This window comes from Erwinia aeris (assembly GCF_041224955.1).
GTDB lineage: Bacteria > Pseudomonadota > Gammaproteobacteria > Enterobacterales > Enterobacteriaceae > Erwinia > Erwinia aeris.
On the sequence record NZ_JBGFFX010000001.1, the window covers coordinates 422,606 to 441,087 of the forward strand.

Below are 18,482 nucleotides of genomic sequence, written 5' to 3' on the forward strand. Positions count from 1 at the left end.
CAGGCTGGAAATAAAATATATTTTATATTTTAAAAAAATTAATTAAGCGGAGGTAACACGCAGAATTATAAGCGCGTGGTAACTTTTGAGTGAGAAGAAAAAGGCCGACTACCATCGGCCCTGGTTATTCAGCGTGCCTGCAAATAAACGACATGGGTCTGTAGATATTCTTCCAGGCCGTGGCGACCGTCGGCGCCGCCAATGCCGGATTTACGCCAGCCAGCATGGAAACCCTGCATCGCTTCAAAATTTTCGCGGTTAACGTAGGTTTCGCCAAACCGCAGCTTTTTCATCGCCTGCATCGCCGTATTCAGGTTTTCGGTAAAAATGGAGGAGGTCAGCCCATATTCGCTGTCGTTAGCCAGCGCGATCGCGTCATCCAGCGTTGCGAAGGGGATAACCGGTAGCACCGGGCCAAAAGTCTCTTCCCGGACGATAGCCATGTCCTGGCGTACGTTGGTCAGCAGCGTTGGCTCAAAGAAGAACCCACGATCGCCTTTGCGTTTGCCGCCAGCCGCTACAGTCGCGCCCTGTTCCACAGCATGGGCCACTTTGTGCTCCAGCCGCGCCAGCGCGTCGGCAGAAATCAGCGGGCCCATATCCAGCGTGTCGTCCTGCGCGGGATCGCCGCAGCTGACCGCATTAAAAGCCGCCGTCAGGCGGCGCACCACCTCATCATAAACGCCTTCCTGGACATAAAGGCGCTCCGTACAGTTGCAGACCTGCCCGGTATTGATCATGCGCGAAGCCACGATGGCTTTTACCGCCAGATCCAGATCCGCATCGTTCATGACGATGGCGGGCGCTTTGCCGCCCAGCTCCAGCGCGACTTTGGTGACGTTTTTCGCTGCCGCCTCCAGCGTGGCGATCCCGGCGTTTACGCTACCGGTCAGGCTGACCATTCCCACTTCCGGGCTGGCGGCCAGAGCCTGTCCTACCTCCGGCCCATAGCCGGTTACCAGATTAAACACGCCCGGCGGAAGCCCAATCTCTTCAACGATTTCAGCAAATATTATCGCGTTGGCCGGCGTCAGCTCGCTGGGTTTGATCACAATGGTATTGCCGGTTATCAATGCCGGAGCGGCTTTGCGGGCAATCAGGAAAAAAGGGAAGTTCCACGGCAGGATCCCCGTGGTCACGCCAATCGCTTTTTTCAATATCAGGATGGTTTCGTCAGGGCGATCGCTTTGCACAATCTCCCCTTCATAACGGCGCGCCCATTCGGCCATATAGTCCAGATAGTCTGCGGTAAACAGCACTTCCGTCTGGGCCAGCTGCTGCGTTTTGCCGCCTTCCGCCACGATAGTGGCGGTCAGCTCCGCTTCACGACGACGAATGCCTGCCGCAATCTGGCGCAGCCAGCGGCCACGTTCAACGGCCGGTAACGCTTCCCAGGCGGGTTGGGCAGCTTTGGCCGCGCTGATGGCGCGATCGGCCTCTTCTTTATCGCTTTGCGGGATGCGGCACAGCAGCGTTTCGGTAGCGGGGTTAATTACGTCAATCCAGCGATCGCTGCGATTCTCAACAAACTGGCCGTTAATAAAACAATGATGCAGGCGCGTCACAGGCGTCGTCTCCGTAAATGATATTTTGTGTTTTAGTTAATGCAATGTTGCAGTTATGCTGCCGCATTGAGAGAGTTAATGCCTTTCTCTGAGCGCCACGCCACGCGTGAAACTGGCAAAAAGACAAAGAGATTTGACGAAGATTGCTGAATAAACAGCAGGTTAATGGAGATATTTGGCTGTTTTTCAGAACAAAGACAGATAACCTGTATCTGTGATCGCAGACGGGATAAGACGGTGGATTTTGCCATTTTCATGCCGGCGCAGGCAGCCAGCCAAAGGTGTGGAGAGAGGCAACCTTCGTAGACTCAGCCTACCGGGAATTTTACCCTCCTACGAAGGAAAAAAAGCATGAGCCACCTTATCTTTGCAGGCATTTTCTGGCATCTGGTGGGCGCGGCCAGCGCCGCCTGCTTCTATGCGCCATTTAAAAAAGTGCGTCACTGGTCCTGGGAAACCATGTGGTCCGTAGGCGGGATCATGTCATGGCTTATTCTGCCCTGGGCCGTCAGCGCCGCGCTGCTGCCTGATTTTTGGGAATTTTACGGCTCTTTTTCGCTCGCGCAGCTGCTGCCTGTTTTTCTGTTCGGCGCCATGTGGGGGATTGGCAATATTAACTATGGTTTAACCATGCGCTACCTGGGCATGTCGATGGGAATAGGGATCGCTATCGGCGTAACGCTGGTGGTCGGCACGCTGATGACGCCGCTGTTACAGGGGCGATTTGTCGAACTGTTCAGCTCCACGGGCGGCCGGCTGACGCTGCTGGGGGTACTGGTGGCGCTGTGCGGCGTGGCGATTGTTTCCCGCGCCGGGCTGCTGAAAGAGCGGGCAATGGGCATTACGGCGGAAGAGTTCAACCTTAAAAAAGGGCTGGTGCTGGCTGTGTTCTGCGGAATTTTCTCCGCCGGCATGTCGTTTGCGATGAACGCCGCCAAACCGATGCAAGACGCCGCCCTGGAGCTGGGCATCAATCCTTTATATGCCGCGCTGCCCAGCTATGTGGTGATTATGGGCGGCGGCGCGCTGGTTAACCTGGGCTACTGCTTTATCCGTCTGGCTACCCAGTCCAGCCTGTCGGTAAAGGCGGATTTCTCGGTAGCGAAACCGCTGCTGGTCAGCAATCTGCTGCTGTCGCTGCTGGGCGGCACCATGTGGTATCTGCAATTCTTCTTCTATGCCTGGGGCCACGCCCGCATTCCCGCGCAGTATGACTTTATCAGCTGGATGCTGCACATGAGTTTCTACGTGCTCTGCGGAGGGCTGGTCGGGCTGGTGCTGAAAGAGTGGAAGAACGTCGGCAAACGTCCGGTCAGCGTGCTGTGCGGCGGCTGTCTGGTTATTATTCTTGCCGCCAACATCGTTGGTCTGGGGATGATCTCCTGATCGGAACGCCACAGGGATGTGGCGCTTACCATGCGGCGGCTTTTTTCTGACGGTGCTGTTCGAACTGCTGGCGAAAGGCGCTGGGCGTCATGCCGGTTTCCCGGGTAAACACGACGGAAAAATAGTTGCTGTCCTCAAAGCCGCACAGCGCGGCCACGTCGCCAATCAGCGAAGGCGTGCTGCGCAGCAAAAATTTAGCCTTACACATGCGCAGCTGCCGCAGATACTGGCCTGGCGTCATGCCGGTCTGCTGACGAAACAGCTGCTTGAGCGCGCGCTCCGACAGCTGATGCTGAAGACAAAAATCGCTGAGATCGAAATGGGCCAGCTGGCCCTGAATGGCCGACATTAGCAGATCCAGCTGTTCGCCCTCAGGCAGCTGCCAGGCAACGTCCGCTGCGTAGCGGTGACGCTGTAGGATCAACACCAGCTGTAAAAACAGCGCCTCCGTCAGCTGACGCGACAGCCGATCGCTTTTGGCGCTCTCCTGCGCCAGCTGCTGGATCACGCTTCTCGCCAAAGCCATGCCGCGCGTCGTCAGCCGCCAGGCCTTTTTTTCCTGCGGCAGAAACTGCGACCAGTCCAGGCCAAGACGAAAGCGCTCCGGGCAGTAGATCACGTTGTCCAGCACCAGCTCGTTGACCGACTCATAGCTGTGGCAGTCTTCAGGACTGATGTAGAACAGATCGCCGCAGGTAATAAGCCAGGGGCGATCGTTCATCACGTGCAGCCCGTTGCCGCGCCAGACGATCACCAGCTCGCAGAACTCATGAATATGGGACGGGAAAGTTTGCTGGGGCGCGCGGTCGGCAATAGCGACCGGCATCAGCCCGGACGGAAAATAGTCGGCTTTCGCCAGACAAAGCGGCTTGCTCACGTGTCACCTCACAGGTCATTTTGCCTGATGGTACGCGGAGAAAAGCCAAATTCACGCTTAAAAAGGGTAGAAAAGTGATTGCTGTCACCAAATCCGCAGTGGTAGGCGATATCGGTAATACGCATTTCACTGTGGCGTAACAAATGCCGCGCCTGCAACAGACGCAGGCGGTTAAGGTAACGCTGGGGCGTGCTGCCCGTCTGTTGTTTCAGCTGGCGATGCAGCGTGCGCAGCGAAAGTGAAAACTTATCCGCCAGCGCGTCCCAGTCCACTTCCTCGCTGTAATGGTCGGCCAGCCAGTCCAGCAGACCGCGCATTCTCCCGCTCTGATCGTCACCGGGCTGCTCGCTGCATCCGCGCCGCAACAGCACCAGCAGCTGCATAAAGCGCAGCTCCTGCTCGGCCCTCGCTTCGGGCTGTTTCGGATCTACCGGCGCGCCCAGTTCTTTAATCAGCGTTTTCGCCTGTTCCATCACCCGGCCGCTGATACGCCAGTGCGAGGGGTAATGTCCTTCTTTTTCCTGAGGTAAAAGATGCTGGAAGTTGGTAATAAAGCGAAACGCCTCCGGCCCACGATAAAGCACGTTGGTCAGGATCAGACGATCCGTTTTTTCATAAAGATGGCGATCATGATCGCGCACAAAGCAAACGCATCCGCCGCAAAGCGTACGGGGTTCGCCGTTGAACACGTGCACGCCCGCACCCTGTTCAACCAGCACAATTTCGTGAAAATCCTCGTGGTGATGTTCAGGAAAGGCGCTCTGCGGCATACGAGGTTCAATGGCAACGGGCAGGCCGCCGCCGGGAAAAAAGTCCACGCTATGTAGTAGGGTCATGGTGCATCTCCTGGGTCGACTCTGGGGTCAGTTTACCGCCGCCGCCTGCGTTGCTGCCTTGATTTTTTGACCGGAAACATCGGCAAATCCGCTTGTTTTTCAAGAAAGTGCGCAGGCAAGTTGGGAAGTGCGCGTCGCGTCACACCGTTAATTTGCCGGCGCCTCAGCAGGAAATGTGAGCTGCTTCACGTTCACCTTTGCCCTGTTGCCAGCGAGGGATCACGCCTGGCACTGGCAGGAAGGTGCCAAAAGCAGCGGCTTTTAGACTAGGGGGCACTAAACAGACAGGAAGCCATCGCCATGAGCCTACAAAATTGTGTTGCCATCGACATGGGCGCCTCCAGCGGACGCGTGATGCTGGGCCGCTTTGATCTGCAAAGCGGCAAGCTGGCGCTGGAAGAGGTCGCCCGCTGCGTCAATAGCCTGGTCGTCAGGGAAGAGCGGCAATGCTGGGATGTGGATGCACTGGAAAAATTTATCCTTGCTTCGCTGGACAAGCTGATTCAGCAGGGCATTGCGCCGGACAGTATCGGTATTGATACCTGGGGCGTGGATTACGTGCTGCTGAATAAGCAGGGTGAGCGGATTGGGCTGCCGGTTTCCTATCGTGACGACCGGACCTGGGGCGTAATGCAGAAGGCCTGCGCCGATTTGGGTCGGGAAGCCATCTACCAGCGCACCGCAATCCAGTTCCTGCCTTTCAACACCCTTTATCAGCTGCGTGCGCTGTGCGAGAGCCAGCCGGAATGGCTCAATGACGTACGTCACGCTTTGCTGATCCCGGACTATTTCCACTATCGCCTGACCGGCAAGCTTAACTGGGAATACACCAACGCCACCACCACGCAGCTGCTGAATAGCCAGAGCGGCGAGTGGGATAATGCGCTGCTGGAATGGACGGGTGCCAATCCCGCCTGGTTCGGCAAGCCCACCGCGCCCGGCGTAAAAATTGGCGACTGGAAGGCCAGCACCGGCTTATCCGTCCCGGTCATCGCCGTCGCTACGCACGATACGGCCAGCGCCGTGCTGGCGGCGCCGCTCACCACGGACAACGTCGCCTGGCTCAGCTCCGGCACCTGGTCGCTGATGGGCTTTGAAAGCCTGCAACCTTATAACGATGCCGCCGCGCTGGCCGCCAACATTACCAACGAGGGCGGCGCGGAAGGGCGCTACCGCGTGTTGAAAAATATTATGGGCCTTTGGCTGCTGCAGCGCGTCTGCCGCGAACTGGCTATCGACGATCTGCCGGCGCTGGTGCGCGAGGCAGAAGCGCAGCCCGCCTGCCGGTCGCTTATTAACCCCAACGATGAACGCTTTATCAATCCGGTCAATATGGTGCGTGAAATTCAGGACGCCTGCGCCGGACAGGGGATGCCGACGCCTGCCACGGCCGCCGCGCTGGCTCGCTGTATTTTTGACAGTCTGGCGCTCTATTACCGCTTCGTGCTGGAAGAGCTTGCCGCCGTACGGGGCGCGCCTTTCAGCCAGCTGCACATCGTTGGCGGCGGCTGTCAGAATCCGCTGCTGAATCAGCTTTGTGCCAACGCCTGCGGTATTCCGGTGGTTGCCGGGCCGGTCGAAGCCTCCACGCTTGGCAATATCGGCAGCCAGCTGATCGCCCACGGCAGCGTCAGGGATGTCACCCATTTCCGCCAGCTGGTCACCCAAAATTTCCCGCTGAACACTTTTATTCCACAGGCCAGTGACGCTTACAGCCGCAGCTGGGCGCTTTTTCAGTCACTGACACATTCGGTTAAGGAGCTATGCGTATGACCCAAGCAATTGAGCAGGCGTTTGAACTGGCAAAATCACGCTTTGCCGAGCAAGGCGTGGACGTTGACGCCGCACTGAAGCAGCTGGATCAGCTGCCGATCTCAATGCACTGCTGGCAGGGCGATGACGTCCGCGGTTTTGAAAATCCTCAGGGCGCGTTGACCGGCGGCATCCAGGCGACCGGCAACTATCCGGGAAGAGCCAGAACGGCGGTCGAACTTCGCGCCGATCTGGAACAGGCGATGTCGCTGATCCCTGGCCCCAAAAGGCTGAACCTGCACGCCATTTATCTGGAAAGCGACAGCCGGGTCGAACGCAACGAAATCAAACCGCAGCACTTTGCCAACTGGGTGGAATGGGCAAAAACCAACGGCCTGGGTCTGGATTTCAACCCGTCCTGCTTTTCGCATCCGCTGAGCGAAAACGGCTTTACGCTGGCCAGCGCCAATAAAGAGATCCGTGAATTCTGGATCGAACACTGTAAAGCCAGCCGCAAAATTTCGGCCGCGTTTGGCGAACAGCTGGGCACGCCGTCGATTATGAATATCTGGATCCCGGACGGCATGAAAGATCTGCCCATCGATCGCTTTGCGCCGCGCGAACGCCTGGCGAACTCGCTTGACGAGATCATCAGCGAGAAGCTGGATCCGGCGCACCATATCGATGCGGTAGAGAGCAAACTTTTCGGCATCGGCGCGGAAAGCTATACCGTTGGCTCAAACGAATTCTGCCTGGGCTATGCCGCCAGCCGCCAGACGGCGCTGACGCTGGATGCCGGTCATTTTCATCCGACTGAAGTTATCTCCGACAAGATCTCAACTGCCATGCTCTACGTGCCGCGTCTGCTGCTGCACGTCAGCCGCCCGGTGCGCTGGGACAGCGATCACGTGGTGCTGCTGGATGACGAAACCCAGGCCATCGCGCATGAAATCGTGCGTCAGCGCCTGTTTGACAAGGTGCATATTGGTCTCGACTTCTTTGACGCCTCCATCAACCGTATCGCCGCCTGGGTTATCGGCACGCGCAACGCCAAAAAAGCGCTGCTGCGGGCGCTGCTGGAGCCGGTGGACAAACTGAAAAAGCTGGAGCTGGAAGGCGACTACACCGCGCGTCTGGCCCTGCTGGAAGAACAAAAATCGCTGCCGTGGCAGGCGGTGTGGGAAGCGTACTGCGTACGTCACGACGTCCCGGCGGGCGCAGGCTGGCTTGACAGCGTTCGCCATTATGAACAACAAACTCTCAGCAAACGTTAAGGATGCAACATGCAACACATTCTGACTTCATGGTTCGTCCAGGGAATGGTAAAAGCCACTACGGATATGTGGTTAAAAGGGTGGGATGAACGCAACGGCGGCAACGTCAGCTACCGCTTACTTGATGAAGAAGTCCGGCCGTTTGCTCAGGATTTCTACCGTGAGCCGCGCACGGTTGAACTGACGCAGCCCGTACCGGAACTGGCAAACTGCTGGTTTATCGTCACCGGCTCCGGCAAATTTTTCCGCAACGTGCAGCTGGATCCGGCGGACTGCCTGGTGCTGCTGCGCGTCAGCGAAGACGGCCGCGCCTACAGCATTTATTGGGGATTGAGCAACGGCGGCCTGCCCACTTCCGAGCTGGCCTCCCATTTCCAGTCGCACAGCGTGCGCATGAAAGTGACCAACGGCGCCGATCGCGTCATCATGCACTGCCATGCCACTAACTTTATGTCGCTGAGCTATGTGGTGGAGCTGGACTCCGCGCTGTTTACCCGCCTGCTCTGGGAAGGCAGCACCGAATGTCTGGTGGTGTTCCCGGACGGCGTGGGCATCGTGCCGTGGATGGTGCCGGGCACCGACGGCATCGGCGAAAAAACCGCGGAGCAGATGGCGTCGCACAGCCTGGTGATGTGGCCGTTCCACGGCATTTTCGGCGCAGGCCCGACGCTGGACGAAACCTTTGGCCTGATCGACACGGCGGAGAAATCTTCCGAGGTGGTGGTAAAAGTGCTGTCGATGGGCGGAATGCGCCAGAGCATTACCACGGAACAGCTGGTCGCGCTGGGTGAACGGTTCAATGTGCAGCCATGGCACGCCGCGCTGGAAGCAAGGCATCCGCATGTTGCGTAAGGCTTTTGTGATGCAGGTGCATCCTGATAAGCATCAGGAGTACGAGCAGCGGCATAATCCCATCTGGCCAGAACTGGCGCAGACGCTGAAAGCGCACGGCGCGCATCATTACAGCATCTTTCTGGACGAGTCTCGCCATCTGCTGTTTGCGGTGGTGGAGATCGAATCGGAAGCGCGCTGGAACGCGGTCGCCAGCACGGAAGTGTGCCAGCGCTGGTGGCGGTCGATGTGTGAACTGATGCCGTCAAACCCGGATTTCAGCCCGGTCAGCGAAGAGCTTAAGCCGGTATTCTATCTGGCATAGTAAAAAGCCCTGGATGGGCCTTCAGGACTGACAACAACGCATCTAAAAATAAGGCTCATCATTTGATGAGCCTTTTCGTTAGTTAATCCGCAGCTGCGGATAGCGTTTCATACTCCAGGCGCACCAGGCCAGCGAAAAGAGGCCGATTGCGCCGCCGGCATAGCCGATATGCGCCATGCCCAAATGCAGGCTCACCTGATTGCCCAGCAGCGCGCCGCCGCCAATGCCCAAATTATAGATGCCCGACATCAGCGACATCGCCACGTCGGTGGCGTCCGGCGCCAGCGTCAGAACCCTGACCTGAACCGCCAGGCCGATAATCATCATCGACAGCCCCCAGATAACGCACAGCGTCGAGATCGCCACGGTATGCGTTGCCGCGATTAACAGCGCGAGCATACAGACCGACACCAGCGTAATCGCGCCCAGCAGAAACGTCGCCGGAAACTTGTTGCCCAACGCGCTGAACAGCACGCTACCGATAATGCCCGCCGCGCCGAAAATCAGCAGCAGGAAGGTGGTGAAATTGCCACCCATCTGCGCCACGGCCTGAATAAAGGGTTCGATATAGCTATAGGCCGTATAGTGCGCCGTAACAATCAGCACGATCAGCAGGTACAGCGAGACCAGGGCAGGGCGACGGAACAGCATCGGCACGCTTTTTAGCGAGCCGGTATGTTCGCTTGGTAGCTTCGGCAGCAGTTTCGCCAGGGTTAGCATAGTCATCAGCGCCACCACGCCGATTACGCCAAAAGTGATACGCCAGCCAAGATACTGTCCGATGACGCGGCCAATCGGCAGGCCCAGCACCATAGCCAGCGCCGTACCGGTCGCCAGCATACTCAGCGCCTGGGTTTTCTTGCCGGCTGGCGCCACGCGAATAGCCAGCGAGGCGGTAATTGACCAGAAAATAGCATGTGACAGCGCGATGCCAATGCGCGAAACCACCAGCACGTTGAAGCTCCACGCGAACGCCGAAAGCGCATGGCTGGCGATAAAGAGCAGGAAGATGGCAATGAGCAGAAAACGCCGTTCGATTTGCCGCGTGAGCAGCATCATCGGCAGCGACATCAGCGCCACCACCCAGGCATAAATCGTCAGCATCAGGCCGACCTGGGCGGTCTGCATGGCGAAGCTGCTGGCGATATCGGAAAGCAGGCCAACCGGCGCGAACTCGGTGGTGTTAAAAATAAATGCGGCGATGGCCAGCATAATGACGCGTAGCCATGCGGTCTTGCGAGAAACGGTTATTGATTGCATCAGGTTTAACGACTTGTTGATAAGTGAGTTCCGCGTTACGCGAAAACAGAAAAGTGTCCATATTGTGTTTGATTTGTGCGACAGATGACATTGAAAAACGCCGTTTTTATGTAAATCAGCATAATCGGCGCGTGGCGAAGGTCATTCACCGCTTTTCACCCTTGTTTCTTGATTTAACGGCGAAAAATCTGTCGACCGGTGAGTATAGCCACAATTACGGGATGCGCCAGGCAGGGAACACCTTCTTACATAACCGCTGCGGGAAAATCAGCATTTCGCACGGGGTTGCGCTACCCTGGAAAGAGAATACCGTTATTTATCGCTTACGATAAGGAGTCTGTAATGAATCAACGTTCCGCTGTAGCCGTATTGGGATTGGGCGCGATGGGGCACGCTTTTGCCGCGAACCTGCTGAAAAACGGCTTTGTCACCAGCGGCTGGAACCGTACCAGCGCGCGCGGTGAAGATTTGCAAAGCGCCGGCCTGCGGCTGGCGGAAATGCCGGAACAGGCGGTGAAAGAGGCCGACGTGGTCATCAGCATGTTGGCGAATGCGGAAATCACCGAGGAAGTGCTGCAAAAAACGCTGTCGAGCCTGAAACAGGGCGCGATCCTGGTGCAAATGGGCACGATTGGCGTAGAGGCGACGGAAAAGCTGCTCGCAACCCTGCACGAGAAGCGTCCGGACGTGATTTTCTGGATGCGCCCGTTTCGGGCACTAAAGCACCTGCAGAAAACGCGCAAATACTGGTGTTGGCCAGCGGCGACCGGGAGAAAGCGCAGGCCGTCGAGCCGGTTTTTGCCGCCATCTCAAAAGGCGTGAAGTGGTTGGGGGCGGCGGGCGCGGCGTCGCGCATGAAGCTGGTGGTCAACGCCTGGCTTATTTCTATGGTGCAGGGGCTGGCGGAAAGTACCCAAATGGCGGAAGAGTTTGGCTTTACACCGGATGAATTCTGGGACGTACTGGACGGCGGGCCGCTGGCGGTTCCCTATGCCAAAGCGAAACTGGGCATGATCAAAGAGGGCAGCTATGAACCGCAAATGCACCTGACCTGGGCGTTAAAAGATGCTCGCCTGGCGCTGGCGGCGGCAAAAGAAAGCCGTCTGCCGGGATTAACCACCATCGCCGAACTGTGGCAGCAGGCCGTGGATGCAGGCTATGGCGAAAAAGATCTGTCGGTCATCTATCGCTATTTGCAGGAAAACAGGTAAGTTTCTTGTCAAAACAGAGGGAATAATCCCTCTGTTATTCAGGGTTATAGCGTAAATAGCAGGAACTGCTTAACGGCTTTCTTCTAAAGTGCAACACTATTTGGTATATTAATTTACTATCATCTTTATTAGTTGATTGATTTTAATGCTTTTTTAGATCACCGCCGACACGGTGAGGCACAGCTAAAAGCAAGGATCTGAACATGCTTGATATTCGTTTTCCTACAGCTTTACAAATGGTGCTCTGCATAGCCCAGGCGGAGCGGGAAGGTAAACGCAGCACCAGCAAAATTCTGGCAATGGGCCTTGAGGCCAACCCCAGTTTTGTCCGTAAAATGATGGTGCCGCTGACCCGCGATGGCATTATCGTCTCTACGCTGGGCCGTACCGGAACTATCCGGCTGGGGCGTCCGGCGGAGGAGATTACGCTTTGCGATATCTATACTTCCGTGCTGGAGGATAAACCGCTGCTGGCAGGCCGCCCGGAAGTGCCGGCGCGTTGTCTGGTTAGCGCCAACACCTGCTGGTTCTTTAAAGAGCTGGCTCACGAGGCCGAGCAGGCGTCGCTCAACGTGCTGGCGAAGCGGACGGTTGCCGACGCGCTACGGGAAATCTATGAGCGCGACCGCCGCTATCCCGAAGGCAGCTGCGAGGCGATGAAAACCCGTGAAAATGCTGAAACCTGAAGGGCAAGATAACCCTGAATATGGCCGGGCACTGACAATGCCCGGCTTTTTTATTGTCTTAAATCCTGTCGGGCCGCCACGGCTGCCGTAATCTTTACGCACTACGCCGCTTGTTGTGCGCTCTCTTTTTGCCGCTTCGCGATCGCATTTAATGCAACAATTATACTTGCATTAAGCGCGCGTCTGTTTTACCGTTACTAAATGCACTAATGACAGTTACCTTTTACCCCGCCCGGCGGCGGAGGTCAACAGCAAAAACAGGTTATAATTCTAAGGGGAAGACAATGAGCCATGATGATTTTATCAGCGACCTGGTAATGTGGATCGACACGCATATTGAAGGCAAGATGGATTTGGATACCGTGGCCCGCCGGGCAGGCTACTCCAAATGGCATCTGCAGCGTATGTTTAAGCAGCATACCGGCCACGCTTTAGGCGAATATATCCGCGCGCGTCGTCTGAAAAAATCCGCCGAGCGCCTGGCTAAAGGCGGCGAGCCTATTCTGGACGTGGCGATTTCATTCGGTTTCGATTCCCAGCAATCTTTTAACCGCAGCTTCAAACGTCAGTTCGGCCAGTCGCCGGGCGCATGGCGTCGTCAGGTGCAGGTCAGCGCCTGATTGCTTTTCAATGGCGGGCGTAGCGGCCCGCTTTGACTTTTCCGTTCCGCCTCCGTTTCGTTCCTCGCCGCATCGCATAAATATCAGTTCGACCAGGGCAAAACTAACTTTTCCGTCCCGCCTCCGTTTCGTTCTCCTGCCGCAGTGCATAAATATAGGTTCGACCAAATCAAAACAGGCCTGAAAAAACGCGGAGGATTGTATACTGTCTGAATTGTAATGCTTTTTGACTTCAGACAGACAGGAATCCCTATGGAGATACGGAACCTCACCAAACGCCAGCTTTGCGAAGCCGCCAGCTATCTGCTGGTCTTTATCGCGCTGCTGATGATTTTTCCTTTACGCCTGCTGCCGTGTTTTCTGGCCGGATTTATCGTTTACGAAACCATTCTGGCGCTGACGCCCTGGATAGAGAGGCTGGTCAAAGGGCCGCTGGCGCGTTGGATCACCATTTTCTTTCTTACCGTGGTGGTGCTGTTAGCGCTGGCGGGCGGTATCACCAAACTGATTGGCTTTCTGCTGCACGACTTCCACAGTCCGGCGGCTTTCCATGCCGCCGCCAGCAAGCTGCTTGAAGATGCGCAGGATACGCTGTCGCCGGTGGTCACGCGCTATCTGCCCGCAGATATCGATGAACTGCAGCATCAGGTTATGGCCTGGCTGCGCGAGCATCTGGTTGTGGTGCAAACGCTGGGCCGTACCGCCGCGCACACCTTTGCCACTATGCTTATCGGAATGCTGCTGGGCGCGATTATCTCGCTGCGCATCAGCGGCAGCGATACCAGCAACGCGCCGCTAACCCAGGCAATGCTAAAACGTCTGACGCTGCTTGCGGCTTCTTTTCACGATGTGGTTTTCGCACAAATCAAAGTCTCGCTGGTCAACACGCTGCTGACCTGTGGCTTTCTGTTCGGCGTGCTGCCGCTGTTCGGGCTGCACTTTCCGTTTGCCAAAACCGTTATCGTCCTGACCTTTATTGCCGGAATGCTGCCGGTGATCGGCAATCTGATCTCCAACACGGTTATTGTTTTGATTGGGCTTTCCATCTCTTTGCAGGCAGCGCTGATCGCGCTGATTTTCTTGATTCTGGTGCACAAGCTGGAATACTTCATCAATGCCCGTATCTTTGGCACCCGTATCAACGCCAAAACCTGGGAAATCCTGCTGGCGATGCTGGTGTTTGAATCCGCCTTTGGCCTGGCGGGCGTGGTTGCCGCGCCGGTGTTTTACGCCTATCTGAAAAGCGAACTGCGCCACGCCCGCCTGATTTAAGCTGCTTTACTGGCCCCGTTCGGGGCCAGTCTCCGCTATAAAGCTTCTTTATTCTTCTGCCGATAACTTCTCCTGAAGAACCGGAAAATTGCTTCCGCTTCATCTACCAGGGCATCAAATGAAACTCTCTAATTATAAGATCGGCGTGCGTTTAGGCCTGCTGGCCGCAGTATTGCTTTGCGCCACGCTATTTATCGGCCTGCGCGGCCTCGCTATCAACGAAAACGCGCTTGAGCAAAGCAGTCAGATCATGCAGCAGGAAATGCAGATTGAGCGGGTTATCGACACCGCGCGAAATGCACAAGTGCAGTTTAAGATTCAGGTACAGGAGTGGAAAAATACGCTGCTGCGCGGCGGCCAGAGTCCGGAGGCTTTTGCTAAGTACAGGACGGCTTTTATTGAACAGGGCGACAAGACTCAGCAGCTGCTTGCCACGCTGATCGAAACGATGCCGACGGTAGGCATGGATAACCGTGAAGCGCGAGAGACGCGTAAGCTTCATGGCGAGCTGCAAGAGCGCTATCTCAGCGCGCTACAGGCTTACCAGCAGGGTGATGCCGACAGCGCGCAGCGCGTCGATCGTCTGGTCACCGGCGTCGATCGTCTGCCGACGAAAATGATCGACGAAGTGGTAGCCAACGTGCTGACGCACACGCAAAGCTTACATAAGCAGATCGCCGCTGCTAATCAGCAAAGTTATCAGCACACCAGACTGATCCTGGCCTTGTCGATGCTGTTAGCGCTGTTGACCGGCTGCATCATTACCTGGTGGCTGGTACGGAGCATCACCCAGCCGCTGGCGCAGGCAGTAAAAATCGCCCAGACGGTGGCGGCCGGCGATCTGCAGACGCAAATCGTGGTGAAAGGCCGTGATGAAACGGCCTCGCTCATGGCCGCGCTGAAAGAGATGAACACCAATCTTACGCGTATCGTTTCCGACGTGCGTGACGGCACGGAAACTATCGCCTCGGCTTCGTCACAGATTGCCCTGGGCAGTCAGGATCTCTCCGGTCGTAATGAGGCACAGGCCAGCGCGCTGGAAGAAACGGCGGCCTCGATGGAGCAGTTAACATCCGTAGTCAGAAAAAATGCCGACAACGCACGTCATGCCAGCGATATCGCTCAGGATGCCACGTCAGCCGCGCAGCTGGGCGGCAGCGTGGTGAAGGAAGTAGTACATACGATGGGCGAGATTCAGCATTTTTCCAGCCAAATTAGCAATATTATCAGCCTGATTGATGGCATCGCCTTCCAGACCAATATTCTGGCGCTGAACGCCGCCGTTGAAGCCGCAAGGGCAGGAAGCGAAGGGCGGGGCTTTGCCGTGGTGGCCGCTGAAGTGCGGGCGCTGTCGCAACGTTCTGCCGCTGCCGCCAGGGATATTAAAACCTTAATTGACAGCTCGGTCAGCCGTATCAATACGGGTAACGCGCTGGTCGAACGCGCGGGTCAGGCGATGGAAAATATTGTGGAAAACGTGCACCGCGTCAGCTCGCTGGTGGCAGAGATCTCGCTGGCAAGTAATGAGCAAAGCGTCGGTATCGATCAGGTTAACCTCGCGGTAACGCAAATGGATGATGCCACTCAGCAGAACGCCTCATTGTCGCAGGAATCGACCGTAGCGGCGCAGTCCCTGCAGCAGCAGGCTGAAAATCTGCTGTGTAGCGTCAGCGTGTTTAAGCTTTCCGCTATTGTATAGGACACAGAAACGCGACGGCGGCCCGGCTGCTGTCGCATTCTCTCTTTACTAAATAAATAGGCGGAAGACCTGCCCAACGTACCTTTTCGTTCTGCTATTTTTGCCACAGAGTACCCTGTTAAATAACCATTATTTCACTATTAAAAAAATAAATTATTTAGCGACAGGGTTAAGAGCGTCACCTTTTATTGTTAAGCCAGCAGGGTAATTATATTTTTCTATTCTTTTTTTCATGGCGTTTACCCTTTAATTAGTTAAATATATAGCCACCTCCTTCATTTAATGCTGACCTGTTATCAATAATTGCCGCCTGGCGATAACGCTTGCCTGATATCTTTCTTTGGACATAACCCCTGAAGAGAAAATAATCATGGCAACCCTGAGTAAAGTAAAAAACATATATTCCCTGGAAAGGCCGGTATGGATGGATGCGGCCGGTCTGAGTAAGGGAATTAATCATGACCGTCAGCATCTGGGAATTATCCTGTCTGCAGGGCAGGCGATCAAAGTCCGCCAGCTATCGCCCAATAACGGCTCATTGACGCTGCGTTTACTGAATAATGATGATCAAACTGAAGCTTCTGTCAGCTTTGGCTCCGCCTGGGTGAAGTTAAGTGCCGGCGCGGCCTCTGTGCCTTTTATTGATACCCCTTACGATCTTTCCACTGCCGTTGTGGAATATGAATATGACGACAGGGCTAACACGCTGCCTGTCTATGAGCAAGGCGGCAGCGAAAGCGCTTTCTTTCAGCTGTGGGACAGCCAGAACGCTGAGTTTGCATTAATCAGCAGCGAGTTTGTGAATATTTTAATTCCGGCAGCCGATAAACAAAAACTGCGTACGCTCCACGCGCAAAATAGCATCGACCGTTTAATCGAAGGCTACAGCAATATCTTTAATTTTTATAACACGCTGCTTGGCCTTTCTTTCCAGACGCCTGTTATTACCGATAGGAATATCCGCAACCGCTACTTTATCAAGGCGGACAAAAGCGGCCCGGGCGCGGCTTATTACAGCGATCGCTGGACCGCCGAAACCAGCCCGACCGTTAGCGACTTCTGGCTGTTCAGCAAAGAGCCCGGCTGGGGCTGCCTGCACGAAATTGCCCATGGTTATGAAGGCAAATTCATGTCGGACAGATTTATCGACGTGCGCGAGGTCTGGAACAATATTCACTGTGCCTGCTACCAGCATCTTACAATGGGCGACAGGCAATATCAGGAAGGCTGGCTGTACGACTACGGCAGACAGGCTGCGGTGGAAAAAGTTATCAATGATTTTGTGCGTAACGGCACGCCAGTAAATCAGTGGGATCTGCGCTCGAAACTCTACTTTATGATGCAGATGGTCAACAAGGCGGGCATGGAAGCCTTTACCCACTTTAATCAGCAGTACCGTCTGCTCAGTAACCGCGACGGCTTTATTGCTGAAGAACATTCGCTGCTGGATATGCTTTCTGTCAGCTTTGCCGAAGCGGGCGCCAAAATTGACGTTACGCCTTTTATGCAGCTGGTTGGCGCGCCACTCACTCGCCAGCAGCGCGACAATAATCTGTTTTGCCAGGGTAAGGCGGTTTATCCGTTAAATCAGCTGGTAGAAGAGGGACGACTGGCGGCGTTGCAGCAGCAGCTGAATTTGCGTAGTCCGCTGGCGCTGGTGGATGTTCAGCAACTGAAAATAACCGGTCTGACCGGCAGCGTCAGCCTGAAACTGGATATCGATGACTTCCGTCAGATTGAAAATGAAACCCTGACGCTGCTTGACGGCGCAACGGTCGTACGGCAGGTAAAAATTAACCGGCAGGAAGTGCTGCTTGAGGATCTGCCTGTTGGCGTTTACACGCTGCATTTACCCACCGGTAAAAGCCAAAAGTATGCTGTGCAGCCAGGCTATCTGAAAGTTAAAACCGGGCAGTCAGCGCAGGTTATTCACTACCAGCGTAAAATAGCCTCACCGTTACTTAATCAGGTATTTAACCTGCTGGGGCTGGGCGATGTCAGCTTTGCCAGCGTCGAGCTGGACCACAGCAAAGGCCTGCTCAGCATTAATGCGGGTGGAAACAGTCCGCACGTTTATTTCCCGGATCAAACCTATGCTCAGATTACGATCCGCGACGGCAGCAACAGAGAAATCTATAAAAGAACTTTTCTGGGCAACGATCGCCTTATTGCTCACGACGAAATCGCTTTCTCTTACGGGGATCGGATTGAAATCTACCATCGTGAACCTTCTCGTTTACGTTTGTCGCCCGCCGTATCCGGCATAATCGATGCTACTGGCGAAACCAATCATTTTGTTATTACGGCCAGCGGCCTGAAAAATGAAAAATTAAACAACAACCCAGAGACGGATCTGGCCGAAAGGCTGGAAAGCGCTTCGCTGGCGATTGCCGCTAACGATGCGGTTGTGGGCGCGGATTATGCGGCGGCTAAAGACGATCTCTGGCTGGCCGTCATGGCTTTGAGCCGTCCGCTGCGCGATATCCTGTTTGCAAAATATTATATTTATCTTTCTATGCATAACGAGCTGACGGAGCATCCTGAAGTGCCTGAAGTGCCTGAAGTGCCTGAAGTGCCTGAAGTGCCTGAAGTGCCTGAAGTGCCTGAAGTGCCTGAAGTGCCTGAAGTGCCTGAAGTGCCTGAAGAACCGGTGGCGCCGGCTCCGCCGCTTTATCCGCTTTGGGAAGCCGGTCGCATATACGTCGGAGGCGACAGGGTGACGCACAAAGGACGAAACTATCTGGCTAAATGGTGGATTGGGCAGGGCACCGAACCCGGCCTGGAGAGCACGACCGGGGCGGCAGACGGCGACGGCCGTCCATGGACAGAGATCTAACCCAGGTCTGAGTCAGGCAGCCTGAAAAGTATTCATTTCGGGCTGCTGTTAA

General features: G+C 55.6%; 14 protein-coding genes and 1 pseudogene. 11 read left to right on the forward strand and 4 right to left on the reverse strand.

The window, feature by feature from the left end:
• Window positions 1–128 precede the first annotated feature (128 nt).
• On the reverse strand, window positions 129–1,565 hold the full coding sequence (gene aldA / locus AB6T85_RS02095) for an aldehyde dehydrogenase (RefSeq protein WP_369894691.1): 1,437 nt from the start codon (window positions 1,563–1,565) through the stop codon (window positions 129–131).
• Window positions 1,566–1,916: 351 nt separating this feature from the next.
• Between aldA and rhaT the strand changes: the two genes are divergently transcribed.
• Window positions 1,917–2,951: an L-rhamnose/proton symporter RhaT gene (rhaT, locus tag AB6T85_RS02100; RefSeq protein WP_253454009.1), complete on the forward strand. Its 1,035-nt coding sequence runs from the start codon at window positions 1,917–1,919 to the stop codon at window positions 2,949–2,951.
• A gap of 25 nt (window positions 2,952–2,976) precedes the next feature.
• Here rhaT and rhaR read toward each other — a convergent pair whose 3' ends face one another.
• Window positions 2,977–3,828, reverse strand: a complete 852-nt coding sequence (rhaR, locus tag AB6T85_RS02105) for an HTH-type transcriptional activator RhaR (protein WP_253454011.1) — start codon at window positions 3,826–3,828, stop codon at window positions 2,977–2,979.
• An 8-nt stretch (window positions 3,829–3,836) separates the two neighbouring features.
• Entirely contained in the window at window positions 3,837–4,664 is an 828-nt protein-coding gene (gene rhaS / locus AB6T85_RS02110; RefSeq protein ID WP_253454013.1) for an HTH-type transcriptional activator RhaS, read from the reverse strand.
• A gap of 300 nt (window positions 4,665–4,964) precedes the next feature.
• Between rhaS and rhaB the strand changes: the two genes are divergently transcribed.
• Genes rhaB through rhaM form a run of 4 tightly spaced genes read left to right on the forward strand, consistent with a single transcriptional unit; the run spans window position 4,965 to window position 8,846 of the window.
• Window positions 4,965–6,437, forward strand: a complete 1,473-nt coding sequence (gene rhaB, locus AB6T85_RS02115; protein WP_253454014.1) for a rhamnulokinase — start codon at window positions 4,965–4,967, stop codon at window positions 6,435–6,437.
• Window positions 6,434–7,690, forward strand: a complete 1,257-nt coding sequence (locus tag AB6T85_RS02120) for an L-rhamnose isomerase (RefSeq protein WP_253454016.1) — start codon at window positions 6,434–6,436, stop codon at window positions 7,688–7,690. The genes rhaB and AB6T85_RS02120 overlap by 4 nt, the downstream gene beginning before the upstream one ends.
• 9 nt (window positions 7,691–7,699) lie before the next feature.
• Window positions 7,700–8,542 carry a rhamnulose-1-phosphate aldolase gene (gene rhaD / locus AB6T85_RS02125; RefSeq protein ID WP_125287617.1) on the forward strand — a complete coding sequence of 281 codons (843 nt, stop codon included), beginning with the start codon at window positions 7,700–7,702 and terminating at the stop codon, window positions 8,540–8,542.
• On the forward strand, window positions 8,532–8,846 hold the full coding sequence (gene rhaM / locus AB6T85_RS02130; RefSeq protein ID WP_253454018.1) for an L-rhamnose mutarotase: 315 nt from the start codon (window positions 8,532–8,534) through the stop codon (window positions 8,844–8,846). The genes rhaD and rhaM overlap by 11 nt, the downstream gene beginning before the upstream one ends.
• Window positions 8,847–8,924: 78 nt before the next feature.
• Here the strand turns inward: rhaM and AB6T85_RS02135 are convergent, their stop codons facing one another.
• A complete protein-coding gene (locus AB6T85_RS02135; protein ID WP_369894692.1) occupies window positions 8,925–10,106 on the reverse strand; it encodes a sugar transporter in 1,182 nt (393 codons plus the stop codon).
• Window positions 10,107–10,448: 342 nt separating this feature from the next.
• Between AB6T85_RS02135 and AB6T85_RS02140 the strand changes: the two are divergent.
• The 6 genes and pseudogenes from AB6T85_RS02140 to AB6T85_RS02165 all read left to right on the forward strand — a co-directional run bounded on the left by AB6T85_RS02140 (window position 10,449) and on the right by AB6T85_RS02165 (window position 18,430).
• Window positions 10,449–11,317: pseudogene (locus AB6T85_RS02140) on the forward strand (NAD(P)-dependent oxidoreductase).
• Between the two features lie 203 nt (window positions 11,318–11,520).
• Complete coding sequence (locus AB6T85_RS02145; RefSeq protein ID WP_253454025.1) at window positions 11,521–12,003, forward strand: RrF2 family transcriptional regulator; 483 nt, start codon at window positions 11,521–11,523, stop codon at window positions 12,001–12,003.
• 284 nt (window positions 12,004–12,287) lie between these two features.
• Entirely contained in the window at window positions 12,288–12,623 is a 336-nt protein-coding gene (locus tag AB6T85_RS02150) for a helix-turn-helix domain-containing protein (protein WP_125287612.1), read from the forward strand.
• 252 nt (window positions 12,624–12,875) lie between these two features.
• Window positions 12,876–13,895 (forward strand): AI-2E family transporter, encoded by a 1,020-nt coding sequence (locus AB6T85_RS02155; RefSeq protein WP_253454027.1) that lies wholly within the window; start codon window positions 12,876–12,878, stop codon window positions 13,893–13,895.
• 118 nt (window positions 13,896–14,013) lie between these two features.
• Entirely contained in the window at window positions 14,014–15,594 is a 1,581-nt protein-coding gene (locus AB6T85_RS02160; protein WP_369894693.1) for a methyl-accepting chemotaxis protein, read from the forward strand.
• A gap of 370 nt (window positions 15,595–15,964) precedes the next feature.
• Entirely contained in the window at window positions 15,965–18,430 is a 2,466-nt protein-coding gene (locus tag AB6T85_RS02165; RefSeq protein WP_369894694.1) for a putative mucin/carbohydrate-binding domain-containing protein, read from the forward strand.
• Window positions 18,431–18,482: the final 52 nt, after the last annotated feature.